This window comes from Pseudomonas sp. MF4836 (genome assembly GCF_002018875.1).
Taxonomy (GTDB): Bacteria; Pseudomonadota; Gammaproteobacteria; order Pseudomonadales; family Pseudomonadaceae; genus Aquipseudomonas.
Window position 1 is genome coordinate 586,855 of record NZ_MVOL01000003.1, and the last position, 24,448, is coordinate 611,302.

28 protein-coding genes are annotated in these 24,448 nt (G+C 60.2%); 20 read left to right on the plus strand and 8 right to left on the minus strand.

The window, feature by feature from the left end; all coding sequences use genetic code 11:
• Nucleotides 1–28 precede the first annotated feature (28 nt).
• The 16 genes from MF4836_RS09435 to recX all read left to right on the plus strand — a co-directional run bounded on the left by MF4836_RS09435 (nt 29) and on the right by recX (nt 14,289).
• Nucleotides 29–1,741, plus strand: coding sequence for a phage tail protein (locus MF4836_RS09435; RefSeq protein WP_078470104.1), 1,713 nt, complete (start codon nt 29–31; stop codon nt 1,739–1,741).
• The gene (locus MF4836_RS09440; protein ID WP_078470105.1) at nt 1,734–2,978 is read left to right on the plus strand and encodes a DNA circularization protein; all 1,245 of its coding nucleotides are present in this window, start codon (nt 1,734–1,736) and stop codon (nt 2,976–2,978) included. Before MF4836_RS09435 ends, MF4836_RS09440 begins: the two co-directional genes overlap by 8 nt.
• Nucleotides 2,979–2,981: 3 nt before the next feature.
• The gene (locus MF4836_RS09445; protein WP_078470106.1) at nt 2,982–4,022 is read left to right on the plus strand and encodes a phage baseplate assembly protein; all 1,041 of its coding nucleotides are present in this window, start codon (nt 2,982–2,984) and stop codon (nt 4,020–4,022) included.
• Between the two features lie 125 nt (nt 4,023–4,147).
• A complete protein-coding gene (locus tag MF4836_RS09450) occupies nt 4,148–4,654 on the plus strand; it encodes a phage baseplate assembly protein V (protein WP_078470107.1) in 507 nt (168 codons plus the stop codon).
• Nucleotides 4,655–4,656: 2 nt separating this feature from the next.
• Nucleotides 4,657–5,055, plus strand: coding sequence for a phage GP46 family protein (locus tag MF4836_RS09455; RefSeq protein ID WP_020296564.1), 399 nt, complete (start codon nt 4,657–4,659; stop codon nt 5,053–5,055).
• Nucleotides 5,045–6,085 carry a baseplate J/gp47 family protein gene (locus MF4836_RS09460; protein WP_078470108.1) on the plus strand — a complete coding sequence of 347 codons (1,041 nt, stop codon included), beginning with the start codon at nt 5,045–5,047 and terminating at the stop codon, nt 6,083–6,085. The genes MF4836_RS09455 and MF4836_RS09460 overlap by 11 nt, the downstream gene beginning before the upstream one ends.
• Nucleotides 6,073–6,672, plus strand: coding sequence for a YmfQ family protein (locus tag MF4836_RS09465; RefSeq protein WP_020296562.1), 600 nt, complete (start codon nt 6,073–6,075; stop codon nt 6,670–6,672). Before MF4836_RS09460 ends, MF4836_RS09465 begins: the two co-directional genes overlap by 13 nt.
• Nucleotides 6,673–6,722: 50 nt before the next feature.
• Nucleotides 6,723–7,895 (plus strand): tail fiber protein, encoded by a 1,173-nt coding sequence (locus MF4836_RS09470; protein WP_443217307.1) that lies wholly within the window; start codon nt 6,723–6,725, stop codon nt 7,893–7,895.
• Between the two features lie 10 nt (nt 7,896–7,905).
• Nucleotides 7,906–8,328 carry a phage tail assembly chaperone gene (locus MF4836_RS09475; protein WP_238596138.1) on the plus strand — a complete coding sequence of 141 codons (423 nt, stop codon included), beginning with the start codon at nt 7,906–7,908 and terminating at the stop codon, nt 8,326–8,328.
• Nucleotides 8,329–8,829: 501 nt separating this feature from the next.
• Nucleotides 8,830–10,611, plus strand: coding sequence for a phage tail protein (locus MF4836_RS09480; RefSeq protein ID WP_078470109.1), 1,782 nt, complete (start codon nt 8,830–8,832; stop codon nt 10,609–10,611).
• Nucleotides 10,608–10,967: a tail fiber assembly protein gene (locus MF4836_RS09485; RefSeq protein WP_078470110.1), complete on the plus strand. Its 360-nt coding sequence runs from the start codon at nt 10,608–10,610 to the stop codon at nt 10,965–10,967. Before MF4836_RS09480 ends, MF4836_RS09485 begins: the two co-directional genes overlap by 4 nt.
• Before the next feature lie 47 nt (nt 10,968–11,014).
• Nucleotides 11,015–11,578 carry a glycoside hydrolase family 19 protein gene (locus MF4836_RS09490; RefSeq protein WP_078470111.1) on the plus strand — a complete coding sequence of 188 codons (564 nt, stop codon included), beginning with the start codon at nt 11,015–11,017 and terminating at the stop codon, nt 11,576–11,578.
• A complete protein-coding gene (locus tag MF4836_RS09495) occupies nt 11,560–12,096 on the plus strand; it encodes a lysis system i-spanin subunit Rz (RefSeq protein ID WP_078470112.1) in 537 nt (178 codons plus the stop codon). Before MF4836_RS09490 ends, MF4836_RS09495 begins: the two co-directional genes overlap by 19 nt.
• An 83-nt stretch (nt 12,097–12,179) precedes the next feature.
• On the plus strand, nt 12,180–12,680 hold the full coding sequence (locus tag MF4836_RS09500; protein WP_078470113.1) for a CinA family protein: 501 nt from the start codon (nt 12,180–12,182) through the stop codon (nt 12,678–12,680).
• A gap of 83 nt (nt 12,681–12,763) precedes the next feature.
• The gene (gene recA / locus MF4836_RS09505; protein ID WP_020296553.1) at nt 12,764–13,816 is read left to right on the plus strand and encodes a recombinase RecA; all 1,053 of its coding nucleotides are present in this window, start codon (nt 12,764–12,766) and stop codon (nt 13,814–13,816) included.
• Between the two features lie 8 nt (nt 13,817–13,824).
• Nucleotides 13,825–14,289: a recombination regulator RecX gene (gene recX, locus MF4836_RS09510; protein WP_078470114.1), complete on the plus strand. Its 465-nt coding sequence runs from the start codon at nt 13,825–13,827 to the stop codon at nt 14,287–14,289.
• A 43-nt stretch (nt 14,290–14,332) separates the two neighbouring features.
• Here recX and MF4836_RS09515 read toward each other — a convergent pair whose 3' ends face one another.
• Both MF4836_RS09515 and MF4836_RS09520 read right to left on the minus strand, forming a co-directional pair.
• The gene (locus MF4836_RS09515; RefSeq protein WP_078470115.1) at nt 14,333–15,451 is read right to left on the minus strand and encodes an LOG family protein; all 1,119 of its coding nucleotides are present in this window, start codon (nt 15,449–15,451) and stop codon (nt 14,333–14,335) included.
• 578 nt (nt 15,452–16,029) lie between these two features.
• Nucleotides 16,030–16,455 (minus strand): PA3611 family quorum-sensing-regulated virulence factor, encoded by a 426-nt coding sequence (locus MF4836_RS09520; RefSeq protein WP_020296550.1) that lies wholly within the window; start codon nt 16,453–16,455, stop codon nt 16,030–16,032.
• A 188-nt stretch (nt 16,456–16,643) separates the two neighbouring features.
• Between MF4836_RS09520 and MF4836_RS09525 the strand changes: the two genes are divergently transcribed.
• A complete protein-coding gene (locus MF4836_RS09525; protein WP_078470116.1) occupies nt 16,644–17,366 on the plus strand; it encodes a tRNA-uridine aminocarboxypropyltransferase in 723 nt (240 codons plus the stop codon).
• Here MF4836_RS09525 and MF4836_RS09530 read toward each other — a convergent pair.
• Nucleotides 17,338–18,249 (minus strand): DMT family transporter, encoded by a 912-nt coding sequence (locus tag MF4836_RS09530; protein ID WP_078470117.1) that lies wholly within the window; start codon nt 18,247–18,249, stop codon nt 17,338–17,340. The two genes, MF4836_RS09525 and MF4836_RS09530, sit on opposite strands and share 29 nt — an antisense overlap.
• A 239-nt stretch (nt 18,250–18,488) precedes the next feature.
• Between MF4836_RS09530 and erdR the strand changes: the two genes are divergently transcribed.
• On the plus strand, nt 18,489–19,139 hold the full coding sequence (gene erdR, locus MF4836_RS09535; RefSeq protein WP_020296547.1) for a response regulator transcription factor ErdR: 651 nt from the start codon (nt 18,489–18,491) through the stop codon (nt 19,137–19,139).
• A 77-nt stretch (nt 19,140–19,216) separates the two neighbouring features.
• A complete protein-coding gene (locus MF4836_RS09540; protein WP_078470118.1) occupies nt 19,217–19,579 on the plus strand; it encodes a diacylglycerol kinase in 363 nt (120 codons plus the stop codon).
• Here the strand turns inward: MF4836_RS09540 and MF4836_RS09545 are convergent.
• Complete coding sequence (locus MF4836_RS09545) at nt 19,576–20,502, minus strand: LysR family transcriptional regulator (protein ID WP_078470119.1); 927 nt, start codon at nt 20,500–20,502, stop codon at nt 19,576–19,578. The genes MF4836_RS09540 and MF4836_RS09545 overlap by 4 nt on opposite strands.
• Before the next feature lie 135 nt (nt 20,503–20,637).
• Here MF4836_RS09545 and fpr point away from each other — a divergent pair, with 135 nt between their 5' ends.
• Nucleotides 20,638–21,417 carry a ferredoxin-NADP reductase gene (gene fpr, locus MF4836_RS09550; RefSeq protein ID WP_003443014.1) on the plus strand — a complete coding sequence of 260 codons (780 nt, stop codon included), beginning with the start codon at nt 20,638–20,640 and terminating at the stop codon, nt 21,415–21,417.
• A 67-nt stretch (nt 21,418–21,484) separates the two neighbouring features.
• On the opposite strand, the gene tsaA is transcribed toward fpr, so the two are convergent.
• The 4 genes from tsaA to MF4836_RS09570 form a co-directional block, all read right to left on the minus strand.
• Nucleotides 21,485–22,180, minus strand: a complete 696-nt coding sequence (gene tsaA / locus MF4836_RS09555) for a tRNA (N6-threonylcarbamoyladenosine(37)-N6)-methyltransferase TrmO (RefSeq protein WP_078470230.1) — start codon at nt 22,178–22,180, stop codon at nt 21,485–21,487.
• Between the two features lie 73 nt (nt 22,181–22,253).
• Complete coding sequence (locus tag MF4836_RS09560) at nt 22,254–23,024, minus strand: SDR family oxidoreductase (protein WP_078470120.1); 771 nt, start codon at nt 23,022–23,024, stop codon at nt 22,254–22,256.
• A gap of 130 nt (nt 23,025–23,154) precedes the next feature.
• Nucleotides 23,155–23,622, minus strand: coding sequence for a DUF1456 family protein (locus MF4836_RS09565; protein WP_020296542.1), 468 nt, complete (start codon nt 23,620–23,622; stop codon nt 23,155–23,157).
• 75 nt (nt 23,623–23,697) lie between these two features.
• On the minus strand, nt 23,698–24,408 hold the full coding sequence (locus tag MF4836_RS09570; protein WP_020296541.1) for an rRNA pseudouridine synthase: 711 nt from the start codon (nt 24,406–24,408) through the stop codon (nt 23,698–23,700).
• Between the last annotated feature and the right edge of the window lie 40 nt (nt 24,409–24,448).

Here is a 24,448-nt window from a genome sequence, read left to right on the forward strand (position 1 = left end):
GGATCAATGCGATGCAGCAGGTGCAGTGATGGCAGACACACAAACCGTAGAAAAGAAATCGGTGCTGCTCAGCGGCATCGATGAGCTGTCCCCCAAACTCGCTTCTCTTCAGGGCAAGGTCGACACGTTCAAGAAGAACCTTGAGCAGACGGGGCTGGGCAAGCTGGATATCAGCGGTCTGTTCAAGGGCGGCAGCCTGATGACGCCGTTCGTGGAAGGGATCAAGGCCTGCGATGCATTCAAGGGCAAGTTGGCCGAGGTTGGCGATTCGGCCAGCGGTACCGATATGCCGGGCGCTGCGCAAAACATGAATGTGTTCAGCCAGTCGATGGGCAAGGTTTCAGCCGCCATCGATGCGGCATTGTTGCCGGCCGTAGGTGCACTGGTGGTGGGCCTGGAGCCCATGCTTAACAGCGTGGGCAGCCTGCTCAACGACAACCCGGCGCTGGTTGAAGGGTTGGCTGCTGGCGCCATTGCTTTCTCGGCGATGCAGACGGCGGTCACCGGGGCGACTCAGGTGTTTGGCCTGATGAGCACAGTGCTCAGTGCCTCCCCGGTGATGTTGATCGCCATGGGCATCGCCTTGGCCGCCGGCCTGATCGTGGCCAACTGGACTCCGATTTCAGGCTTTTTTGTCAGCCTCTGGGAGGCCGTCAAAAGCGCCGCGGCGACGGCGATGGATGTGCTGAGCACAATGTTCAGCTGGACTCCGCTGGGCATGGTGATTAACAACTGGGGCTCGATCACGGCGTTTTTTTCCAGTCTGTGGGACGGGATCAAAGCGCTGGCGGGCTCGGTTGTCGATTTCCTGAAGGCGGTGTTTTCCTGGTCGCCGTTGGGGTTGGTCATGGATAACTGGAGCGGGCTGACCGGCTTGTTTTCGGCGATCTGGGATCTGCTCAAGGCGTTGACAGTGCCGGTCATGGCGTTTCTCAAGGGGCTGTTCGATTGGTCGCCGTTGGGCATGATCATTAACAACTGGGGGGCGATCACCGGGTTCTTTGCCTCGATCTGGGCAGCGTTGCAACCGGCTGCCCAAGTGATCAAGACCTTCTTCGGTCTGCTGTTCGATTTTTCTCCGCTGGGGATGATCATCAACAACTGGGGGGCTATTGGCGGTTTCTTCAGTTCGATCTGGGCGGGCCTGCAATCGGCGGCTCAAGTCATCAAGGACTTCTTCGACCTGTTGTTCGATTTTTCTCCTCTGGGGATGGTCATCAACAACTGGGGCGCCATCGGCGATTACTTCAGTTCGATCTGGGCTGCGTTGCAACCGCCGGCCGAGGCCGTCAAGGCGTTCTTCGGCACGCTGTTCGACTGGTCGCCGCTGGGGATGGTGATCAATAACTGGGAGCCGATCACCGAGTGGTTCGTGGGGTTGTGGCAACGACTCCAGGACGTGATCGCACCGATCAAAGAGCTGTTTGAGGGCGGGTTCGCCGGGGTGATCGCCAATGTCACCGGCAAGGTTGAAGGCCTCACCGAGGCACAAAGGACCATCAATGCCGCGGGCAACGGGCTGGCTTCAATGCAGGGCGGCGCGCTGACGCAAAACTCCAGTGCGCTGATCCAGCAAACCGCCGCCAATAACCGTACTCAACTCGAAGGCGGCTTGATGGTGAGCTTCGCCAACGCCCCTGCCGGCCTACGCGTCGACCAAGCCCAAACCAACCAGCCAGGCCTGACCGTGGCCTCCACCGTCGGCTATCGCTCGCTTTCCCTGGGAGGTTCCAATGTCTGATTCCTGGCGTGATCGTTTATTGCCGGCGTCGTTTCGTGGCGTGGCGTTTTGGGTGGATCAGGCGAAAACCCCGGTCGGCCAAAAGGGCCAGCTGCACGAATACCCACAACGCGACCAGCCGTTTTTCGAGGGCTTGGGGCAGCAGGCGAAGATCCATGACCTGACGGCATTTATCGTCGGCGCCGATTGCCTGGCGCAGCGCGACAAACTGCTCAAGGCCCTGGAGGAGGGCGCCGGTGAGCTGGTGCACCCGTGGCTGGGGAGGATGCAGGTCAAGGTCGGCGAGTGCGAGATGACCCAGACCCGCCAGGACGGCGGATTGGTGACCTTCAGCCTGAAGTTTTACCCGGATCAGCCGCTGCGCTTTCCCTCGGCAGCGGTCAACACCCAGCAACAGTTGCTGGTGGCCTCCGACAGCCTGCTGGGTTCGGCGGTGAGCCGTTTTGAAGAGGCGGTCAGCCTGATCAAGGCGGTGAGGATCGGGGTCAAGGAGCTGCGCGACAGCCTCAAGGACGTCTATCAGGTGATCGAGCATGAGTTCAAGCAAGTGCTCGACACCTACCGCGACCTCAGCCTGCTGGTACGTTCGATCAAGGAACTGCCGCGTGAAGTCAGCGCCGAGTTCGAAGGCCTGCTGGGAGATATTCGCGAGCTCAAGGATTTCGCCCGGGAAGGCTATCGCGGAATTCTGGCCAATGCGTCGCAGCAGGTCGAGGCGGCGAAGCAGATCGATACGCCCAAACTCACCACTGGCAAGGACACCACGGCAGCAGCCCAGGCCATGGCCAACCTGGTGCAGGACGCACTGCTGGTGAAGCTGGGCTACAAGGTGGCGCAGATGCCGGTGGCGACGCCGGTGGTCAAGCTCAACTCCACGCCGGCCGTCGGGCAGCAGGCGGTACAACCGGTGCAGCGTCTTGAGGTGCCGGTGGCCGACGATGTGCTGACCCTGCGCGATGCCCTGAATGAGGTGATCTGGGGCGCGGCGCTGAAGGCCGATGCCCGGCACTACGAAGTGCTCAACGCACTGCGCCAGCAGTTGTTCGGTCACCTGACCGCGGTGGCGTCGTCCGGGGTGCGCCTGATTACCTTGTCGCCCACGCAGAGCCAACCGGCTCTGGTCCTGGCCTATCAGCGTTTTGCCGATGCGACGCGGGTCGGCGAAGTGATCCAGCGCAATGGCGCGGCGCACCCCGGGTTCCTGCCGGCCAAAGACCTTAAAGTCGCCCGGGAGTAAGCCATGACCGAACTGCAGAATACCGTGACCCTGACCGTTGACGGCCTGGATTACAGCGGCTGGAAAAACGTGGAAATCGTTGCCGATCTGGAGCGTCAGTTTCGCACCTTCAGCATGAACATCACCTGGCAGTGGCCGGGGCAGGACCAGCAGGTGCGGATCAAGCCCGGAGCGCGCTGCCAGGTGCGTATCGGCTGCGACCTGGTGCTCACCGGGCACGTGTACAAGGCGCCCATCAGTTACGACGGCAAGCAAATCAGCCTGAGTATCCAGGGCAGTTCGCTGACCCAGGACCTGGTGGATTGCGCCGCCATCAATCGCCCCAGCCAATGGCGCGAGCAGGACCTGCTGAACATCGTTCGCGCCCTGGCCCAGCCTTATGGGGTGACCGTGCGCAGCGAAATCCCCACCACCAGCAAGTTGCACACCCACAGCATCGTCCCGGGGGAAACGGTGTTCGCTTCCATCGACCGCTTGCTGACCCTGTACCGGGTGTTTTCCACCGACGATGTCGAGGGCGCGTTGCTGTTGGCGGCACCGGGTAGCGGCGGGCGCGCGAGTGATGTGCTGGAGCTGGGCAAGAACATCCTGTCGGCGAATGCAGCGATGGATTTCTCCGCGGTGTTTTCCGAGTACAGGGTGATCGGCCAGCACAAGGGCAGCGACCAGAAAAGCGGCAGCGCGGTCAGTGAAGTGTCCGGTGTGGCGAGCGATGCGCAGACCACCCGCAAGCGGGTCACGGTGATCAGCGAGGCGGCGCAACTGACCCCGGAGCTGGCCCAGCAACGGGCCGACTGGGAAAGCGCCACCCGCCAGGGCAAGGCGCTGACCACCACCTACAGCGTGCAAGGTTGGCGTCAGGCCAATGGCGACCTCTGGCGTCACAACTGCCTGGTACGGGTGATCGACAAGGTGCTGGGCTTCGATCAGGAGATGCTGATCTCCAAGGTCACTTACTCGCTGTCCGAGCGCGGCTCCATCACCACCCTGCAAGTGGCGCCGCCCCCTACCTTCGACGCCAACCCGGTGCCGACCAAACGCTGACCCCGGGCCCGATTGAGCGCTATAGACGCCGCTTGCCGGCATTGGTGCTCCATCGGTTCTGCTCAGCATCCATGGCCAGCCCATCGGCTTCTCACCCGCGGCGACCTGCTGCAAAGGATTCCACCATGAGCCTACTGACACGCCTGTTGGCGCGCGGCACCGTCGTGCTCGCCAACTCGGCCAATAAACTGCAATCGCTGCAAATGCGCCTGACCGCCGGTGAGGTGAGCGATGACATGGAGCATTTCGAACCCTACGGCTTTACCAGCAACCCCCTGGCCGGGGCTGAAGGCATCGCCACCTTTCTCGGCGGCGACCGTTCCCATGCCGTGGTGCTGGTGGTCGCCGATCGTCGCTACCGGCTCAAGGCCCTGGCCGAGGGCGAGGTGGCGATCTACACCGACGAGGGCGACAAGATCCACTTCAAGCGCGGGCGGATCATCGACATCGACACCGCGACCCTGAACATCCGCGCCAGCAGTGCGGTGAACATCGATACGCCGACCCTGACCCAGAGCGGCCAGATCGTCTCCCAGGGCGACCAGATCGCAGGCGGCATCAGCCAGATCCAGCACGTGCATTCTGGTGTGCAGCCGGGCCCGGGGCAGACCGGCATGCCGGTGGGGGGCTGAGTATGTTGACCTCTCTGAACCTGAAAGCCGCGCTGACCCGGTCGGTGCTGATCAGCCTGTTTACCTGGCGCCGCGCCGCCGATGACGACGCCCTCGATGACGACGAGCGTTTCGGCTGGTGGGGCGACAGCTTTCCCAGTGTCGCCGACGACCGTATCGGCTCGCGCCTGTGGTTGCTACGGCGGGTCAAGCTGACCCGGCAGACCCAGCTCGACGCTGAATTCTATGCCCGCGAAGCCCTGCAATGGCTGATCGACGACGGCCATTGCAGCGCCATCGACATCATCAGCGAACGCCTCGACGCCCAGCGCCTGAACCTGCGCACGGTGCTGACCCTGGCCGATGGCGAGCGCCTGGACATCAACCCCACTCACAGTTGGCAGGTGACCTATGCCGTTTGAAACGCCTTCGCTGCCGGTGCTGATCAAGCGCACCCAAAGCGACCTGGCCAGCGATGCGCTGCGCCAGTCCGATGCGCAAGTGCTGGCCCGCACCCTCAGCGGCGCCGCCTTTGGCCTGTATGGCTACCTGGATTGGATCGCCGAGCAGATCCTGCCGGACAAGGCCGATGAGTCGACCCTGGAACGCATCGCCGCGCTGCGCCTGAACCAGCCGCGCAAAGCGGCCCAGGCCGGCAGTGGCAGTGTCAGCTTCAGTGCGGTGGCCGGTGCCGTGCTGGATGTCGATACCCTGCTGCAAAGCAGTGACGGCCGCAGTTACAAAGTGACCGCGGCGCGCACCACCAGCGCCGGCCTGAACAGCACCAGCATCCAGGCCGTGGACGCCGGCACCCTTGGTAATGCCGAAGAGGGCCTGAGCCTGATTCCGGTGCAGCCGATCCAGGGCATCGGCAACAGCTTCACGGTGCTGGCGCCGGGCGTCAGTGGCGGCGTGGCCGAGGAAAGCCTTGAGTCGCTGCGGGCTCGGGTGATTCGGTCGTACCGCATCATTCCCCATGGCGGCGCTGCTGACGACTACGAGACCTGGGCCCTGGAATGCGCCGGGATCACCCGTGCCTGGTGCCGCCGCAACTACCTGGGCCCGGGCACCGTCGGCCTGTTTGTGATGCGCGACGACGACCTGCAACCCATCCCCAATGCCGAGCAACTGGCGCAGGTTCAGGCCTACATCGAACCGCTGCGCCCGGTGACCGCCGAGCTCTATGTGCTGGCGCCGGTGATGCAACCCGTGACCTACAGGCTACGCCTGACCCCCGACACCAGCGCCGTGCGCGCCGCCGTCGAGGCTGAATTGCGCGACCTGCACAGCCGCGAAGCCGGGCTTGGCGAAAGCCTGCTGCTGACCCACATCAGCGAGGCCATCAGCAGTGCCACCGGCGAGCGCGATCACCGGTTTCTGGCGCCCACCCAGGATGTGCCCGCGGCCAACAACCAACTGTTGGTGTTCGGAGGTTGTGTATGGCTGGAATAAGAAGCGCCGCGCAATACCAGGGCCAACTGCGCAGCCTGCTGCCCAGCGGCCCGGCCTGGGACCCGGAGCGCCTGCCGGAATTGCAGCAGGTGCTGCAAGGCGTGGCCCAGGAACTGGCGCGCATCGACGCCCGCGCCGTCGACCTGCAAAACGAAATGGACCCGGCGAGCGTCAGCGAACTGGTGCCGGATTGGGAAAAGGTCATGAACCTGCCCGACCCCTGCCTGGGCCTGACCCCGCTGTTCGACGACCGCCGCCTGGCGGTGCGCCGCCGCTTGCTGGCCGTCGGCAGCCAGCGCGCGAGCTACTTCGTCGAAATCGCCCGCAGCCAGGGCTACCCCAACGCCAGCGTCACTGAACTGCGCACCCCGCGCATGGGTCGCTCGCGTTTTGGCGACGCGCACTTCGGCACCTGGCAGGCGCATTTCATGTGGACCCTCAACACCGGCGGCCGCCTGCTGCTGGGCCGGCGCTTCGGCGCCAGCTACTGGGGAGAACGTTTTGGCACCAACCCGGGCAGCGCCCTGGAATGCCTGATTCATCGCAGTGCACCGGCGCATACGCGGGTGTACATCAACTATGACTAGAGATTAGAAAACGAGTGGATTTTCCAAAAAGTGTACCCAGCGTAGGGCTGGTGAATGGCAAGTTTGTTGATGAAAACCCGGTCACCGGCCAGGTCGGTTCGCTGATTTCCTCCGAGTGGGGCAATGCCGTGACCGACGAGTTGCTGAACGTGATTCGCGCAGGGGGTGAGCAACCCTCCGAGGCGGATCACGACCAACTGCTGGCCGCGATCAAAACCATCGTCAAAGACTCCATCCCACCAGAAAAAATCAGAACCACGCTGGCGCAATACGGGATCACCGACGCCTACACCAAGTCGGTGACCTACACCAAGGCCGAGATCGAGGCCTTGCTCAAGAACATGTCGGCATTGCCGGTCGGCGCCATGGTGCCGTTCCCCAAGGGCAGCGTGCCGCCGGGGTTTCTTGAAGTGGATGGCAGTGTGCAAAGCACTGCGGCGTTGCCGGATCTGGCGGCGTATCTGGGCACGACGTTCAATACGGGGGGCGAAGGGGCGGGTAATTTCCGTTTGCCGGAGTCGCGTGGGGAGTTTTTGCGGGGGTGGGATCATGGTCGCGGTGTTGACGCCGGCCGCTCGATTGGCAGTTCTCAGGCTGACGAGTTCAGGAACCATACACATGTGAACTCGCCGGCAATTATGCTGAATTCGACCCCCGGTACCGGCGGTAACGCATGGTCAGCAGGCAATCAAGGCCAGGTAACGGTGACGGGTGTCGCTGGCGGCATTGAAACCCGTCCACGCAACGTGGCAGTGATGTGGTGCATCAAGGCTTGGAACGCGCCGATCAATCAGGGAAATATTGATATCGCGGTACTTGCTCGACTGGCGGCCCAAGCCACAGAGGTCAGTCAGGGGACAGCGAAGGTTGCGACTCAGCTCCAAATGAACGCTGGTAATGACGACAGCACAATCGCGACACCAAAAAAACTGCGATTGGGCTTCTCAATCAGCCTTGCAGCAACGGGGTTTGTTGCCTTCCCCACTTGGCTAGGAGGGTGGGTTCTTCAGTGGGGTACAACGACGGCAGCTAGCGTGACATTTCCAATGCAGTTTCCGACAAACATTCACCACCTCTCAGTGCAGTTGAATAACTTTAATAGCAATGCTGCATATGCCGGGCACTACGAGACCGTAACTGCGACGTCAGTAGCAGGGTTCTCGCTCGCAGCCGCTTCGTCTTCGCTGGGCGCGGTGCTCAAGTGGCATGTAATCGGAAACTAAGGGGTAAGTTATGGTTTATGCAAAATGGATTGAGTCTTTAGGCCGTTTTGGTTTCTCGCTGTCCGATAACGACGGGCATCCAATCACTGAAGCCATGCGCAACGCGTTACTTGCACAGGAGTCGATGGGCAAGGTCTTGGCGCCAGATGCCGATGGTTTCCCTGTCGCAATTGCTGCACCAGGCCCCACTGTCGAGCAGTTGACTGAAAATGAACGCGTATGGCGCGATCAAGTGTTGTCGACTTTGGTGTGGCTGCGTGATCGGCACCGGGATCAATTGGAAATCGAAGTCGCTACTACGCTTTCGGCCGAACAGTTCAAACAGTTGTTGTTGTACATGCAGGCGCTACGGGATTGGCCGCAATCTCTCAACTTTCCAGATTGCTCGCACCGTCCGATTGCACCTTTGTGGTTATCTGATTTGAACGAGTAAGCGCCTCGGATAACGGGGCGTTTTATTTCTCCGCTCAACACTGCCACGGGCCGTTGGCTGATCCAGATCGCCGGGCACAGCATCCTTGCAGCCTAACGTTTTTCGGTAACGAGTATTTATAGGCTCAATGGGCTGCCGTTTCTGTCGTCGGGATTTGGAGCCAGGCTCACTCAACACCCTGTTTGATCGTAACGACTTCAACTGTATTCAACTTTGTGGAAAACGCCCGCAGCCAAAGCTATTTCAAGGCAAGCATTGCTGAACTGATTCCTACGCGCATTGGACGTTCATGTTTCAGCAACGCGCACTTTGGAATCTGGCATGAGCACTTCATGTGGACCCTCAACACCGGCGGCCGCCTGTAAATGGGCCGACGTATTGGCGCTCGCTATTGGGAAAACCCGTTGGCACTAACCAAGGCAGCGCCCTGAAATGCCTGATTCATCGCATTACATCCGCACTTATGCAGGTGTACATCAATTATGACTAGGGGATAGACGAGTGGATTACCCAAAAAGTGTACCCAGCGTTGGGCTGGTGAATGGCAAGTTTGTCGACGAGAACCCGATCACGGGCCAGGTCGGATCACTGATTTCCTCCGAGTGGGGCAACGCGGTGACCGATGAGTTGCTGAACGTGATTCGTGCCGGCGGCGATGAGCCGGTCGAGGCCGAGCATGACCAGCTATTGGCGGCGATCAAGGCGATCGTCAAAGACTCCATTCCACCGGAAAAGATCAGGACGACATTGGCGGAGTACGGGATTACCGATGCTTACACCAAGTCGGTGACCTACACCAAAGCCGAGATCGAAGCACTGCTGAAGAACATGTCGGCGTTGCCGGTGGGAGCCATGGTGCCGTTTCCCAAAGGGACGGTGCCGGCGGGGTTCCTGGAGGTGGATGGCAGTGTGCAGAGCATTGCGGCGTTGCCGGATCTGGCGGCGTATTTGGGGACTACGTTCAATACCGGTGGCGAAGGGGCGGGCAACTTCCGGTTGCCGGAGTCGCGCGGGGAGTTTTTGCGTGGTTGGGATCATGGGCGTGGAGTAGATCTTGGCCGGGCTATTGGCAGTTGGCAGGCGGATGCATTTCAGGGGCACTACCACGCTAGCGCAGCCGATACAGCTAGACCATATTCGACTGGCGGAACCACAGGTGACTACCTCGCTCGTTTTGGAACGGGAAATCCAACAACAAACGGAGTACGAGAAGCAATTAATAACGGCGTCGATGGTTCGCCGCGAACCGCTTCAGAAACCCGTCCACGCAACCTAGCGGTCATGTGGTGCATCAAGGCCTGGAACGCCCCTATCAATCAGGGCCAGGTCGATGTAGCGGCGCTAGTGTTGGAGATGCAGAAGCTTCGAGCATTGTCCGGTTTTGGCGTCCATAAAGGATTGGTAGTTTCCGCTACTGGCACCAATGCGATTATCTCCGTCAAGGCTACAGGCCTTATTGTCGGAAGTGGCGCCACCGCGCAGGCCTTGAATGGCGTAGATGTGAACATCAACCTTCAAACACAGGGGTTGAATGGTCTTGATGTTGGCTCACTGGCGGCTTCAAGTTGGTATAGCTCATGGGTTGTGACCAATGGCGCTCAAGTGGCAGGTATTGCTGCGCTGATGCCGGTTATTCAGGGTACTACTACTGCTGGTTCTTCAGTGGTTACGGGCATTGCCAGCACTGCTTCCATGCGCGCAGGGATGCGCCTTGGTGGTGCAAGCTTTCCGCCAGGTGTGTTTATAAAATCGGTGGATTCTGCAAGCCAGATTACTGTCAGTACGATTGCGAACGCTACAGCTGCGAACACGGTTCTGCGTTTTGTATATGAGCCTGTTCTGCCGGCGGGTTATGTTGTGATGCGTGTGGGCTCCTTCTTTACCGATGCGACGGTTAACAAGTTTCCATTGTCGTTCGTTCAAGCAGGAAAGTCTGTTCAGTACAAGCTTGCTGCTTCGAGTAATCTACTGACTTATCCCGTTATTGCGTCAGGTAGCACGTCGTTTATTGCTACTCCTGCTGCCGTGGGCGCTTTTGTGCCACCCACAGCTTTCAGCATTGGTGTGTCGATTCGCTCAGCTGTTCCATCCTTGGCAATTGGAGTTGGGCCTTCTCCGGCTTTAGATCAAAACAATTGCTTTGCTTTTATGAGTCAAGCGGCTCAGACCTATTTTAATGCGCTCATTCCTAGCAGATTTTTGCTTGAAAGCGCCAGTATTTACTTTATATCGAACACGGCAGATTGCGTCGTTAAGGTGCATGGCTGGGAGGAAAGTCTATGAGCTATGCAGTACGAAATGATGGTCAAGGTTGGCGCGCTGTTTCTGGTGTCGAGGATATTAGTGCTGACGAGTGGTATACACCGCAGACACCACCTGACCCCGTCGCACTCCCTCTTTCCGCTGACGAGCTTGATAGGCTAGCAAGGGAAGCTCGCGACCGGCTACTGGCCGTTGCCGCAAATAAGATGGGGCCGTTACAGGATGCGGTCGAAGAGGGTGAGGACGTGCCGGATGAAGTGGCTCTTCTAAAACTCTGGAAACAATACCGTATCGCCCTCAACCGGATCGATAAACAGGATGGCTTTCCCCAGGTGATTGATTGGCCGGTCCCACCCGACGAAACTCCAAACCTCTAAGCGACCCGTACTGACGGGGCGTTTTTTACGAGACTCGAACCTCACTCATGCCAATCACCGAACAACAACTGCAACAAATCCTCCCCAACGCCCGCCGCCAAGCGGGCGTTTTTGTTTCTCCACTTAACACTGCCATGGCCCGTCGGCAGATCGATACGCCGAAGCGCCAGGCGGCCTTTCTTGCGCAGATCGGTCATGAATCCGGGCAACTGCAATACGTGCGTGAACTGGGCAGCGATCAATACCTGAGCAAATACGACACCGGTACTCTCGCGGCGCGGCTGGGTAATACCCCCGAAGCCGATGGCGATGGCCAGCGTTTTCGTGGGCGCGGACTGATCCAGGTCACCGGGCGCAGCAACTATCGTCGTTGCAGCCTGGCGCTGTTCGGTGATGAGCGCCTGCTGGAGTTGCCACAACTGCTGGAGCAGCCGCAATGGGCCGCCGAGTCAGCGGCCTGGTTCTGGGAACAGGGCGGGCTCAATGCCCTGGCCGATCGCGACGAGTTCAACAGCATTACCCGCCGCATCAATGGCGGCTTGAATGGGCTGCAGGATCGCTTGCAGCTCTGGGTTCGAGCGAGGGCGGTGTTATGCCAGCCCTCGGTCTGAACCTCGCGACTTATCGGGTGCTAAGTGTTGTCGTGCTGTTGGCCGTGGTGGCCGGCGGCTCGGCGGCGTTGGCCTGGCGTATTCAGGGCTGGCGTTACGCCGGGCAATTGGCAGAACAGGCTCGATTGCACAGTGAGACCCTGGATCAACTGGCCCTGTCGGCTGGAACGCAACAGCGCGCCGAGCAGGATAAACGCCTGGTGCTGGAGCAACAGCTGCAGGCCATCGAGCAAGTTCATTACCGAGCATTAACCGATGCACAACGTGATCAAGGTCGCTTGCGCGATCGCCTTGCCACTGCTGATTTGCGCTTGTCAGTCCTACTCGACGCCGACGATCCACGCGCCGGCTGCGCAGTGCCTGCCTCCGCCACCAGCGGCGGCCTGGTTCATGCAGGCTCACGAGCCCGACTTGACCCGGCGCATGCTCAACGAATTATCGCCATCACCGACGCCGGAGACCGCGGACTGATTGCCCTGCAGGCATGCCAGGCGTATGTCAGGGCAATCCTCCACTGACATTTTGATCCAGACTGTGTCTTGCAAGCGCAACCTGCTGGTGTACGGTAACTCACTTGCCCGCCCCATCAGGAGAAGCCTCCGTGAAAGAAATCACCCAACTCGCCGCTGAACTTGGCAGGCGTCTGCAGGTGCTCAATGCCCATGTCACGACGGCCGAGTCCTGCACCGGCGGCGGAATTGCCGAAGCCATCACTCGCATTCCCGGCAGCTCGGCCTGGTTCGAGGCCGGGTATGTCACCTATTCCAATCGGCAGAAAACCCAGCAGTTGGAAGTGCCTGCCGAGCTTTTCGCTTCGGTGGGCGCGGTCAGTCGCGAGGTGGTCGAGGCCATGGTGCGCGGCGCCCAGGATAAAAGCCTGGCCCATTTTGCCGTGGCGGTGAGTGGGGTGGCCGGGCCGGACGGGGGCTCGCCACAGAAGCCGGTGGGCACCGTCTGGCTCGCCTGGGGCGCGGGAGAGACGCTGGTCAGTGAGCTGCGGCACTTCGCCGGTAACCGGGATGAGGTCCGCCGACAAACGGTGAAGGCCGCGCTAGAGGGGCTGCTGCAACATGCCGCGGTAGAAATCTCAAATCAGGGGTAGGCGATCCTCAAGCGCTGTGGAATAATACTGGCTACTTATACAGGTGTTGGCCGTCAGGCCTTATTGATTACGTGAGGACTTTAATGGACGACAACAAGAAGAAAGCCTTGGCTGCGGCCCTGGGTCAGATCGAACGTCAATTCGGCAAGGGTGCCGTAATGCGTATGGGCGATCAGGACCGTCAGGCGATCCCGGCTATTTCCACTGGCTCTCTGGGTCTGGACATCGCGCTCGGCATTGGCGGTCTGCCAAAAGGCCGTATCGTTGAAATCTACGGTCCGGAATCTTCCGGTAAAACTACGCTGACGCTGTCGGTGATCGCCCAGGCTCAAAAAGCCGGCGCCACCTGCGCATTCGTCGACGCCGAGCACGCCCTGGACCCTGAGTACGCCGGCAAGCTGGGTGTCAACGTCGACGACCTGCTGGTATCCCAGCCGGATACCGGCGAGCAGGCTCTGGAAATCACCGACATGCTGGTGCGCTCCAACGCTGTTGACGTGATCATCGTCGACTCCGTAGCCGCTCTGGTACCAAAGGCTGAAATCGAAGGCGAAATGGGTGACATGCACGTGGGCCTGCAAGCCCGTCTGATGTCCCAGGCGCTGCGTAAAATCACCGGTAACATCAAGAACGCCAACTGCCTGGTTATCTTCATCAACCAGATCCGTATGAAAATCGGCGTGATGTTCGGCAGCCCGGAAACCACCACCGGTGGTAACGCGCTGAAGTTCTATGCCTCGGTTCGTCTGGATATCCGTCGCACCGGCGCGGTTAAAGAGGGTGATGAAGTCGTTGGTAGCGAAACCCGCGTCAAAGTCGTGAAGAACAAGGTGGCTTCGCCGTTCCGTCAGGCCGAGTTCCAGATTCTCTACGGCAAGGGCATCTACCTCAACGGCGAGATGATCGATCTTGGCGTGCTGCATGGCTTCGTTGAGAAGTCCGGCGCCTGGTATGCCTACAACGGCAACAAGATCGGCCAGGGCAAGGCCAACTCGGCCAAGTTCCTGCAGGACAATCCGGATATCGCGGCAGCCCTCGAGAAGCAGATTCGCGACAAGCTGCTGACCCCGGCTCCAGATGTCAAAGCTTCGCCAGCCAAAGAAAGCGTTGCTGACCTGGCTGATGCTGATAGCTGATTGAGCCAATGACCGCCGTACTCGATACCCTCGTCGCGGTGCGGCGAACTGCAATGGACCTGCTCGCGCGACGCGAGCATGGTCGAGTCGAGCTGACGCGTAAACTGCGTCAGCGCGGCGCCTCTCCCGAAATGATCGAAGAAGCACTTGACCGTCTGACCGAGGATGGCCTGCTCTCCGAAGCTCGTTACCTCGAAAGTTTTGTCTCCTACCGTGCTCGTTCTGGTTACGGCCCTTTGCGTATCCGCGAAGAGCTGAGTCAGCGTGGCTTGCAGCGCGGCGATATCGAACTGGCCTTGCGTGAGTCGGGTATCGACTGGCAAGAACAGTTGCAGGATGTCTGGCGCCGCAAGTTTTCCGGCCATTTACCGATCGATGCCCGTGAGCGCGCCAAGCAGGGGCGCTTTTTGAGTTATCGGGGGTATTCGATGGAGTTGATCAACCGCTTGTTCAGCGGTCGATCAGATGACTGACAGTGTGGCCCTGCCCTGAAAGGTTCGGGCCACCACGTGCTGATCAAGTGACCTTGATCGGCTCCCTGACTCGATGTTGCGTCTTGGCCTGAGTATTGGCCCAGTTTTCCGGCAGGTTGATAAAGTCGATCAGTTCTCGCAGGCGACCGTTGTTGCGAGCATTGAAGGTGAATGCCAAGCGCGCCAGGTGGCTGAACTGGGGTTCGTCGTGCTCTTCGCCGCTGTAGGCATGCTGATGAAAGTGATCACTCAGGCACAAATCGGCAAAGGTGGCCTGCATCTGCTCCAGTGCCTCATCGCTGAGTTTGTGGTTCATGCGGATTACAAACTGATGCTTCAGCCAGCGGCTGGAGTGGAAGTTGGCGTAGAACTGGTTGATTTCTGCCACTGCCTCCTCGGTGCTGTGCACCAGGCGCATCAGCTTCATGTCGGTGGGCAGGATGTAATGATTGGCTTCCAGTTGCTGCTGGAGAAAGTCCAGCGCGCCTTGCCAGAAACTGCCTCCGGGAACATCCAGCAGTACCACTGGCACCAGCGGGCTTTTGCCGGTCTGGATCAAGGTCAGGACTTCCAGGGCTTCATCCAGGGTGCCAAAACCGCCAGGGCATAGCACCAGTGCATCGGCTTCCTTGACGAAGAACAACTTGCGCGTGAAGAAGAAGTGGAACGACAACAGGTTGTGGGTGCCGCCGACCGTTGAGTTGGCGTGCTGCTCGAAGGGCAGGGTGATATTGAACCCCAGGCTGTGATCAAGGCCCGCACCTTCATGGGCTGCCGCCATGATGCCGCCGCCGGCGCCGGTGATTACCATCAGGTCGGAGCGGGCGAGGGCGGCCCCCAGTTCCCGGGCCATGCCATAGAGCGGGTGTTCGATCGGCGTGCGTGCCGATCCGAATACCGTGACTTTGCGTCGCCCCTTGAACTGTTCCAGCACGCGGAATGCATGCTCGAGTTCGCGCAGGGCCTGCAAGGTGATTTTGGCGTTCCAGCGGTTCAGGTCATCCTGGGCCATGCGTAGCACGGTCAGGATCATGTCGCGATAAAGAGGGATATTCGGGCTGTTGGGGGCAATCAGGTTGAGTTGCTCTTCGACCTTGCTAGTGAGGTCGATACCCTTGTTTTGAAAATGACGGCTGAGTAGGTCACTCGGTTCATAAGGCATTAAAAACTTCTCCTTCTGCACAGAACCTTCGGCACGGGCGAGGTATTCACCAGCGCCACGACACGGCATGTGTCGCTATTCGCCCAGATTTTTGCCTGAGCCTTCTGACTGGTCGTGGCCGTCACTGAGTGGCCTGACGAGCAGTCATGAATACCGATTCTGCTTTTCCTTGTTTGAGACAACAGTTGCACGGCAAGACGTGATCGGGCTCCTCCAACTGCCCGGGACAGTTAACGGCAGTACGCTCTGAATGACTCGATCATGTGCCCACAAAGTCTTGCCTGGCAACAGGATATTGGCGTTTGCCAGGTGATGCAGCGACAGATCAATGTGAGCCGCCAACCCGCTATGAGCAGATAAGCACCCTATCGCGCAAACAAGACATGCAGGTGTCAGCGTCAGAGGGGTATGGCAGAGAGGGATAGGAGAACTCGGTCGTCGTCAGCTTGAGGGCCGATGCCATCGAGCATCAAGGGCATCGGCGGCGCTTGCTGGATGGAAGCGCCGTGTACGTCAGCTGCAGGCTTGCCGGTCGAGCTGCGGATCGATGATCGGCAGCTGCGCCAGTCAGTGGGTAATTACTTTTTCTTGGCGGGGGTGGCTGCGGGGCAGTCGGATTCCTGGAAGCGCGCCGAGGCCACTGGGCGATTGGTGCGGTTCTCGGTGAATTCGTAACGCATGATCGCGCCCCTGGCCATCAACTTGCGGTAGTTCGGGTTACGGCAAACGCTGGCGCCCAATTGCAGATACACCGCTTTGGGGTTCTCACGCATTTTTGCCGCGTGGTCGGCTTGCACGCTGAGGTGGTTGATCAGCTCTTTACCTTCAACCGTGTAGCCTTGGTCCAGGATGTTCTCGTTAACTTCCCGGGGGGTACCGACATTGCTTTCTTCAGCCACTTTCTGCAGCGTTTTGTTCAGTTCGAAGTCTTGCAACGACGCAGCCTGGGCACTGAAGGGCAGGGCCAGCAGCAGGGCAACGGTGGGGACGATAAAGCGCAACATGAAACTCTCCTGGTGCAGTGACTGATGCTTCGACCAGCCGCTGGGCTGTGCGTTCAGTGGCGCGAATTATAGGGGAGTGCTGGGAAGGCGGTACAGGTTTGCGCAGATAGCTCTGATAAACTTGCGCGACTTTTACCCTGCCGAGTGCTTTTCGTGTCGATTCTTCTGCTTTGCCGGGGCTGCTTGCGATGAGCCACGCTGTTTCCCGTTTGCGCGCCCAGCGCCTGGCCCGTGCCGTCAAACCCTTCGTTGCACGAGGTTCGCGGGCCGAACGCTGCCCCGGCTGCCGGGTTATTCCCTCCCATTGCATGTGTGCCTGGCGGCCCAAGGTCTCGGCCAGATCGGCCATGTGCCTGGTGATGCATGATGTGGAGCCGCTCAAACCCAGCAATACCGGCTGGCTGATCGCTGACGTGATCGATGAGACCAGCGCGTTCCCATGGTCGCGGACCGAAGTCGATCCCGAGTTGCTGGCGCTGATTGCCGATCCGCAATGGCAGCCGTACATCGTTTTTCCGGGGGAGTTCGTGGCGCCGGAGCGGGTGGTGAGCGAAGTTCGCCTGGAAGAAGGCAAGCGCCCACTGTTTATTCTGCTGGACGCGACCTGGAGCGAAGCGCGCAAGATGTTTCGCAAGAGCCCGTACCTGGAACACTTGCCGGTGCTCAGCCTGGAGCCCGAGCAACTGTCGCGCTATAAACTGCGACGCTCCAAGCGCGACGACCACTTTTGCACTGCGGAGGTGGCCGCGTTATGCCTGGAACTGGCCCAGGACCCGCTTGCCAGTGAGGTGCTAGACGCCTATCTGGACGTGTTCAGCACTCATTATCTGGCGGCCAAGTATCAATTGGTCATCGACCCCGATGATGAGGTCCATAACCGGCTCAAGCCCTTTCTGCCGTCTGCGCCCTAAGCAGTTGCGGCTTTCTGGGCCAGAGTTGCGCCACCAGCATGCCGCTGAGCATCAGCGCACAGCCTATATAGCCGCGCATCTGCAGGGACTCATCCAGCAGCCAGGCGCCGGCAATGGCGGCGAACACCGCTTCCAGCGACAGAATAATCGCCGCATGGGAGGCGATCGCGTCCTTTTGCGCGATCACCTGCAGGGTGTAGCCGATCCCCACGGCAATCACCCCGCCATACACGATGGCCGGGCCGGCAGCGATGATCGCGGTCCATTCAATGGGCTCAAGGCACAGGGCTAGGATCAGGCTGACCACCGAACAGGTGGTGAATTGCAGAAAGGCCAGGCGAATCGGGTCGTGACGGCTGGCGAATATGCCGACCAGCACCACGTGCCCACCCCAGACAAAGGCGCCAATCAACTGCAGCCAGTCCCCGGAGGCCACCGTGAAGCCCTCGTTGACGCTCAGCAGAAACATCCCCACCACCGCCAGCACTGCGCCGAGCCAGGTACCCAACCCGGTCTTTTGCCCGATCAGCAGCCCCAGAAGTGGCACTACAATGACGTAGAGCCCGGTGATGAAGCCGGCATTGGTGACGCTGGTGAACATCAGTCCGACTTGTTGCAGGTTGATGCCCAGAGCCAGGGCCAGGCCCATCAGGCTGCCTCCGAGCAAAAGACCTCGGGTCAGCAGTGGCTCAGCCTTGGGCTCACCGCGCTGGCGGCGCAGCACCAAGGGCAGCAGGCACAGCGAGCCGAGGGCAAAACGCAGGCCGGAATAAAGGAAAGGACCGATGTGGTCCATGCCCGTGGTTTGGGCGACAAAGGCCGAGCCCCAGATAATGGCGGTGACCAGCATCAGGACATCGGCACGCAAGGCTCGGCTTCGCATGATGGCTCTCTTATTAGTTAGCCGGCTACGATGCCGCAAAGCTTGGAACTTGACCACCCCGGCTTCGCTGGGCATGCTTGGCGCCGATTAGGGCGCGACCGAAGTTTGAAACGCCGCTTTCCCGGGCTCTTGGCGTTGATCGTGCTGTTTTCAGATGGCGCATTCTGGCGCGCATCTGTGTTGTTTTGGTGAGGACCGAATGCATCGGTTCAGCCATAAAAAACAGGATCATTTGAAAAATGGCCACATACGAAATCCTGATAGCTGATGACCATCCACTGTTTCGTGGTGCACTGCATCAGGCGCTGACCCTGGGCCTTGGCCCTGATGTGCGGCTGGTGGAGGTGGCGAGTATCGCCGAGCTGGAATCGCGCTTGAGCGAGAAGGCCGACTGGGACCTGGTGCTGCTGGACCTGAACATGCCCGGTGCCTACGGTTTTTCCGGGCTGGTGCTGTTGCGCGGTCAGTACCCGCAAATCCCGGTGGTGATGGTTTCGGCCCAGGAAGAAGCCTCGGTCATGGTGCGTTCCCGTGAGTTCGGTGCCAGCGGTTTCATTCCCAAATCCAGCCCACTGGAAGTCATCCAGAAAGCAGTGCGCAGCGTGCTCGACGGTGACGTCTGGTGGCCGCCGCAGGCGTTTGAACAGGTCAGCGTTTCTGCCGAAGCCAAGGCCGCCAGCGAGGGCCTGGCCAGTCTCACGCCGCAGCAGTTTCGGGTGTTGACCATGGTCTGCGAAGGGTTGCTGAACAAGCAGATTGCCTACGAGCTGAGCGTATCGGAGGCGACGATCAAGGCCCACGTCACGGCCATTTTCCGTAAGCTCGGGGTGCGTACCCGGACCCAGGCCGCCTTGCTCCTGCAACAACTTGAGTCAATTTCCAGCCACTGATGGTCGGTTTGTTCACGCTTTTTTGACTCTTGTTGAACTAGTTTTCCCACTTCTTTTTTTGCTCAGTTGCCTACCTTATGTCGCCTTTCAAGGGTCAAACCGGTCTTAAACGCATCCTCAACGCCTCCGGCTACTCCTTCGATGGTTTGCGTGCCGCCTTCACTGGCGAAGCCGCATTCCGTCAACTGGTGCTGCTCAACGTCATTTTGATTCCGGTGAGCTTCTTGCTGTCCGTCAGCCGGGTCGAGCGCGCGTTGCTGATTGCGGTCTGTCTGCTGGCGCTGATTGTCGAACTGCTCAATTCGGCGGTGGAAGCGGCGATCGACCGGATTTCCCTGGATCGCCACCCCCTGTCAAAAAACGCCAAGGACATGGGCAGCGCCGCGCAGTTCGTGGCACTGAGCATGATTGCCGCCGTATGGGCGGTGATCCTGATCTAGGGAATGCTCGGCAGCACGATCTCGTCGCTGCGTTGCACGCCAGCTGTGAATGCGCGGCACAGCTCCAGGAACTCGCGCATGGCCGAGGTCTGGTACTTCTGCTTATGCCAGATGAAGTAGAACTGCCGGGCCAGGTCCAGGTCCGGGGTTTCCACCGGCACCAGGCTGCCACGGCGGAAGGCATCGCGCAGGGCTAGCCGAGAGATGCAGCCAATCCCCAAACCAGACTCCACCGCGCGCTTGATGGCCTCGGTGTGCTCCAGTTCCAGGCGGATATTCAGTGCGCTACGGTGATGGCGCATTGCTTGGTCGAAGGTCAGGCGCGTACCTGAACCCTGTTCCCGCAGGATCCAGGCCTCTTGGGTCAACTCCTCCATGGTGGCGTGCCCGCGTTTGGCCAGGGGGTGCTGCGGGGCGCAGAACACCACCAGCTCATCTTCGACCCAGGTCTGGACTTCGATATCAGGATGACTGCAGTCACCTTCAATTAGACCCAGATCAATTTCGTAGTGGGCGACCTGTTGCACGATATGCGCAGTGTTCTGTACATGCAGCTTCACCTGGCTTTCCGGATGGACCTGCATGAAGCTGCCGATCAGCAAGGTGGCCAGGTAGTTGCCGATGGTCAGGGTGGCGCCCACCGACAGCGAGCCGAAGCCGGATTTGCCGTTGAGCAGGTCCTCGATTTCCTTGGCCTGGTCCAGCAGCGCCACCGCTTGCGGCAACAGCTGTTTGCCCAGGGCGTTGAGGCTCAGGCGCTTGCCGGCGCGGTCGAACAATTGGCAACTCGATTGCCGTTCGAGCTCACTGATCGAGGTACTCGCGGCGGATTGGGAAAGGGCCAGCAACCCGGCAGCGCGAGACACGCTCTCTTGCTGGGCAACGGCGACGAATACTTGAAGTTGACGGAGAGTAAATCGCATATCGATATAACCGATAACCCTTATCTTAATAATCCATTTAACAGATATTGTCGCCGCCATTAGAATGCTATGCAATTGTGCTCAGCTCATTGTGCACTGAGCTTGCGCAGACAACTTTCCAGGAGTTCCCCGTACATGAGCAACATGAACCACGAACGTGTCCTCAGTGTTCACCACTGGAACGACACGCTGTTCAGCTTCAAGTGCACCCGCGATCCGGGCCTGCGCTTCGAGAACGGTCAGTTCGTGATGATCGGCCTGCAACAACCCAACGGCCGCCCGCTTATGCGCGCTTACTCGATTGCCAGCCCTAACTGGGAAGAGCATCTCGAGTTCTTCAGCATCAAGGTTCCTGATGGTCCGCTGACTTCCCAACTGCAGCACTTGAAGGAAGGCGACGAGATCATCATCAGCAAAAAACCGACCGGCACCCTGGTGCTGGACGATTTGAAGCCTGGTAAACACCTGTACCTGCTCAGCACCGGTACTGGCCTGGCGCCCTTCATGAGCGTGATCCAGGATCCGGAAACCTACGAGCGTTTCGAAAAAGTGATCCTGTGCCACGGCGTGCGCTACGTCAACGAAGTCGCCTACCGCGAATTCATCACCGAGCACCTGCCGCAGAACGAGTTCTTCGGCGAGGCGCTGCGTGACAAGTTGATCTACTACCCAACCGTGACCCGCGAGCCGTTCGAAAACGAAGGCCGCCTGACCGACCTGATGCGCAGCGGCAAACTGTTCAGCGACATCGGCCTGCCGCCGATCAACCCGCAGGACGACCGCGCCATGCTGTGCGGCAGCCCGAGCATGCTCGACGAGACCAGCGAAGTGCTCAACAGCTTCGGCCTCAAGGTTTCGCCGCGTATGCGCGAGCCGGGGGATTACCTGATCGAGCGCGCCTTCGTCGAGAAGTAAGCGCCTCGTTCCACTAAAAAGCCCGCGTTGCCTGAGAAGGCAGCGCGGGCTTTTTTGTTTCTGCGGTTCAGGCGGCGGGGACCACTTCCAGCACCCGAATCAGGCCCGGCTCCGGATAATGCCAGCGCACGTCCAGGTCCCAGAATTGCGCGCCGTACTGGCGTTCCGGCGTGGGTGCCTGATAAGCCGGACGCGGATCCTGGGCCAGGCACTGCTCGATCAGCTCGACCAAGGGCTCTTGCAGGCGCTGAGCGTGCGTATGAGCCTGTTGCAGCGCTTCGTCGGCCCAGTGCACCGGGATCAGTTGCGGTGCGGTGCTGGCGATGCTGTTGTGGGCGCTGTCGATGATGTCGGCGTACGGCACGTAGGGCTTGATGTCGAGGATCGGCGTGCCGTCCAGCAGGTCGATGCCGGAGATCCACAGACGGCCGGCTTCAACTCTGTCCAACTTGACCACCGATTGGCCGATGCCGTTGGGGCGGTGGGTGGCGCGGGTGGCGAACACCCCCATGGATTTATTGCCGCCCAGGCGCGGCGGCCGCACCTTGAGCCGTGGCTTGTCCTCCAGCGCCTGGTGGAACACAAACAGCAGCCACACGTGGCTCACCTGCTCCAGGCCCTGGACCGCGTCGCCTTGATCGAATGGCGCCACCAACTCCAGCACGCCGCGCGCGGCCGGGGCCAGTTGTGGCTGGCGCGGGATGGCGAATTTTTCCTTGAAGCAGGAACGCACGAAGCCGATGGGGGAAACGCTGTAGGTCATGGTCAGGGGTCGAGGCCGGGTGAGGCGCGCATGATAGCGCACCCGGCGGCCAGCGCCCGCGAACGCCGCTCCTTCAGAGGCTGAAGCCGCCATCCAGCGGGATGATGTTGCCGGTCATATAGGCCCCGGCGGTACTCGCCAGGCTGATGGCCAGCGCGGCCATTTCCTCTTCGCGTCCCCAGCGCCCCATGGGGATCAGCGCGGTGTCTTCCGCCAGTGCCTGCTCATCGTTGCCGATGTGCTGGGTCATCTTGCTCGGAAAGCGCCCCGGAGCGATCACATTGACGTTGATGTGCTGGCTGACCAGCTCGCGGGCCAGAATCCGCGACAACTGGTGCAGGGCAGCCTTGCTCGGGCCGTAGGCGTACGCCTGTTCGCCAAAGGAAGCAATGCCCGCCACCGAGCCGATATTGATGATCCGCGCCGGGTTCTGCGCCGAGCCGGCTTTGCGCAGCAGCGGCAGACATTGCTGGATGCAGGTGAAGACCGAGGTCACGTTGAGCTGCATGACCTTCTCCCAGCCCTTGACCGGGTAGCTTTCCAGCGGTGCGCCCCAGGTGGTGCCGGCGTTGTTCACCAGGATGTCCAGTTGAGCGACCTCCTGTTCCAGCTGCGCGACCAAGTGCTGCACGCTTTCTTCGGTGGCCAGGTTGGCAGCCAGCCCGCGGCATTGCCCCAGGGCGCCGAGTTCTTCGGCGGTCTGCCGGCAGGCCTCGGCATCGCGCGCGCACACGTAAACGCTGGCGCCGGCCTCGACAAAGGCCTTGGCGATCATTTTGCCGATACCACGGGTGCCGCCGGTCACCAGGGCGGTGCGGCCTTGCAGGGAGAAGTAGGGATGCATGGCGAGTCCTGAGGGCTTGGAGTAAGGGGTTACCCTAGTCGTCAGGCGGGTGCAGCGGAGCCACTATTTTTACAGGGAATACGGCGTCATGCGCGGAGGCGGTGACCGTAGTCAGCCGCCTCCGAGGTGCTCAGGGACGGACGCGCAGGGTCAGGCCCTTGAGGAAATTGCGCAGCAACTGGTCGCCGCACGGACGGTAGTTGGTGTGGCCGAACTTGCGGAACAGCGCGCTCAACTCAGGCTTGGACACCGGGAACTCGGCGGCCTTGAGGATGGCGTGCATGTCGTCTTCCTTGAGTTCGAAGGCCACCCGCAGTTTTTTCAGGATGATGTTGTTGGTCACCGGGACTTCGATCGGCTGCGGCGGACGGCTTTCGTCCTTGCCACGCTTGAAAATCACCAGGCCGTCGAGGAAGTGCGCCATGACTTCATCCGGGCAACGGACGAAGCCTTCTTCGTCTTCCTCTTTCTTGTCGAGGTAGGTCACCAGGTCGGCCAGGGCCACGTCCATGCCGCCGAGTTTGATGATCTCGATGACTTTCTTGTCGCTGATGTCGAGCATGTAGCGCACGCTGCGCAGTACGTCGTTATGAATCATGGTGTGCAATCCTGATATTCAGCAGTGGGCGCCGCATAAGCTGCGGCGCCGAAATGTAAGGCGGCGGCAGAGGTCTTAGAACTTCTCTTTGCCGGACAGGTAGCGCCATTGCCCCAGGGGCACTTTGCCGATGGACACGCCGCCGATGCGGATCCGACGGATGGCGACGACCTTCAGGCCGACGGCCTGGCAGAACAGGGCGATCACGCCCGGTTGCGGGTTTTTCATGGCAAAGCGCAGGCGGTTTTCGTTTTGCCAACTGGCCTTGACCGGCGGCAGCTCCTTGCCCTTGTAGGTCAGACCGTGATTCAGGCGGTTCAAGCCATGAGCCACCATGTCGCCTTCAACCTCGACCACGTATTCCTGCTCGATCTTGCTGGCGTCGGCGGTGAGCTTGCGCAAAATCTTCCAGTCCTGGGTGAACACCAGCAGGCCGCTGGCGTTGGCCTGCAAGTCGCTGCTGGCGGTCAGGCGCAGGAAGTGCCCCTTGAGCGGGCGCTTGCCGTAGCGATGCTCCTCGCTCAGGGTGTCGGCGCTGATGCTGGCCATGGCGCTGTCTGCATCCATGCCCACCGGCACGTTCAGCAGAATCGTCACCGGCTCCGGCGCGGTGGCCTTGGCCTCCGGGTCGAGCTCGACCTTCTGGTTCTCAACCTTGAACTGCGGCTCGTCGATCACCTCGCCATCCACCGTGACCCAGCCGCCCTCGATGAACAGCTCAGCCTCCCGGCGGGAACAGCCGACGAGTTCGATGAGGCGTTTGGAGAGACGAATCGGGTCAGTCATGACAGGGGCCGCAGTAAAAGGGGGTGGGCATTGTACCTGC

Excerpts from the sequence above, each read along its gene's own strand:
- MF4836_RS09435 (WP_078470104.1), top strand. The coding sequence starts at position 29 with ATGGCAGACACACAAACCGTAGAAAAGAAATCGGTGCTGCTCAGCGGC.
- MF4836_RS09440 (WP_078470105.1), top strand. The coding sequence starts at position 1,734 with ATGTCTGATTCCTGGCGTGATCGTTTATTGCCGGCGTCGTTTCGTGGC.
- MF4836_RS09445 (WP_078470106.1), top strand. The coding sequence starts at position 2,982 with ATGACCGAACTGCAGAATACCGTGACCCTGACCGTTGACGGCCTGGAT.
- MF4836_RS09450 (WP_078470107.1), top strand. The coding sequence starts at position 4,148 with ATGAGCCTACTGACACGCCTGTTGGCGCGCGGCACCGTCGTGCTCGCC.
- MF4836_RS09455 (WP_020296564.1), top strand. The coding sequence starts at position 4,657 with ATGTTGACCTCTCTGAACCTGAAAGCCGCGCTGACCCGGTCGGTGCTG.
- MF4836_RS09460 (WP_078470108.1), top strand. The coding sequence starts at position 5,045 with ATGCCGTTTGAAACGCCTTCGCTGCCGGTGCTGATCAAGCGCACCCAA.
- MF4836_RS09465 (WP_020296562.1), top strand. The coding sequence starts at position 6,073 with ATGGCTGGAATAAGAAGCGCCGCGCAATACCAGGGCCAACTGCGCAGC.
- MF4836_RS09475 (WP_238596138.1), top strand. The coding sequence starts at position 7,906 with ATGGTTTATGCAAAATGGATTGAGTCTTTAGGCCGTTTTGGTTTCTCG.
- MF4836_RS09485 (WP_078470110.1), top strand. The coding sequence starts at position 10,608 with ATGAGCTATGCAGTACGAAATGATGGTCAAGGTTGGCGCGCTGTTTCT.
- MF4836_RS09490 (WP_078470111.1), top strand. The coding sequence starts at position 11,015 with ATGCCAATCACCGAACAACAACTGCAACAAATCCTCCCCAACGCCCGC.
- MF4836_RS09495 (WP_078470112.1), top strand. The coding sequence starts at position 11,560 with ATGCCAGCCCTCGGTCTGAACCTCGCGACTTATCGGGTGCTAAGTGTT.
- recA (WP_020296553.1), top strand. The coding sequence starts at position 12,764 with ATGGACGACAACAAGAAGAAAGCCTTGGCTGCGGCCCTGGGTCAGATC.
- recX (WP_078470114.1), top strand. The coding sequence starts at position 13,825 with ATGACCGCCGTACTCGATACCCTCGTCGCGGTGCGGCGAACTGCAATG.
- MF4836_RS09515 (WP_078470115.1), bottom strand. The coding sequence starts at position 15,451 with ATGCCTTATGAACCGAGTGACCTACTCAGCCGTCATTTTCAAAACAAG.
- MF4836_RS09520 (WP_020296550.1), bottom strand. The coding sequence starts at position 16,455 with ATGTTGCGCTTTATCGTCCCCACCGTTGCCCTGCTGCTGGCCCTGCCC.
- MF4836_RS09525 (WP_078470116.1), top strand. The coding sequence starts at position 16,644 with ATGAGCCACGCTGTTTCCCGTTTGCGCGCCCAGCGCCTGGCCCGTGCC.
- MF4836_RS09530 (WP_078470117.1), bottom strand. The coding sequence starts at position 18,249 with ATGCGAAGCCGAGCCTTGCGTGCCGATGTCCTGATGCTGGTCACCGCC.
- erdR (WP_020296547.1), top strand. The coding sequence starts at position 18,489 with ATGGCCACATACGAAATCCTGATAGCTGATGACCATCCACTGTTTCGT.
- MF4836_RS09540 (WP_078470118.1), top strand. The coding sequence starts at position 19,217 with ATGTCGCCTTTCAAGGGTCAAACCGGTCTTAAACGCATCCTCAACGCC.
- MF4836_RS09545 (WP_078470119.1), bottom strand. The coding sequence starts at position 20,502 with ATGCGATTTACTCTCCGTCAACTTCAAGTATTCGTCGCCGTTGCCCAG.
- fpr (WP_003443014.1), top strand. The coding sequence starts at position 20,638 with ATGAGCAACATGAACCACGAACGTGTCCTCAGTGTTCACCACTGGAAC.
- tsaA (WP_078470230.1), bottom strand. The coding sequence starts at position 22,180 with ATGACCTACAGCGTTTCCCCCATCGGCTTCGTGCGTTCCTGCTTCAAG.
- MF4836_RS09560 (WP_078470120.1), bottom strand. The coding sequence starts at position 23,024 with ATGCATCCCTACTTCTCCCTGCAAGGCCGCACCGCCCTGGTGACCGGC.
- MF4836_RS09565 (WP_020296542.1), bottom strand. The coding sequence starts at position 23,622 with ATGATTCATAACGACGTACTGCGCAGCGTGCGCTACATGCTCGACATC.
- MF4836_RS09570 (WP_020296541.1), bottom strand. The coding sequence starts at position 24,408 with ATGACTGACCCGATTCGTCTCTCCAAACGCCTCATCGAACTCGTCGGC.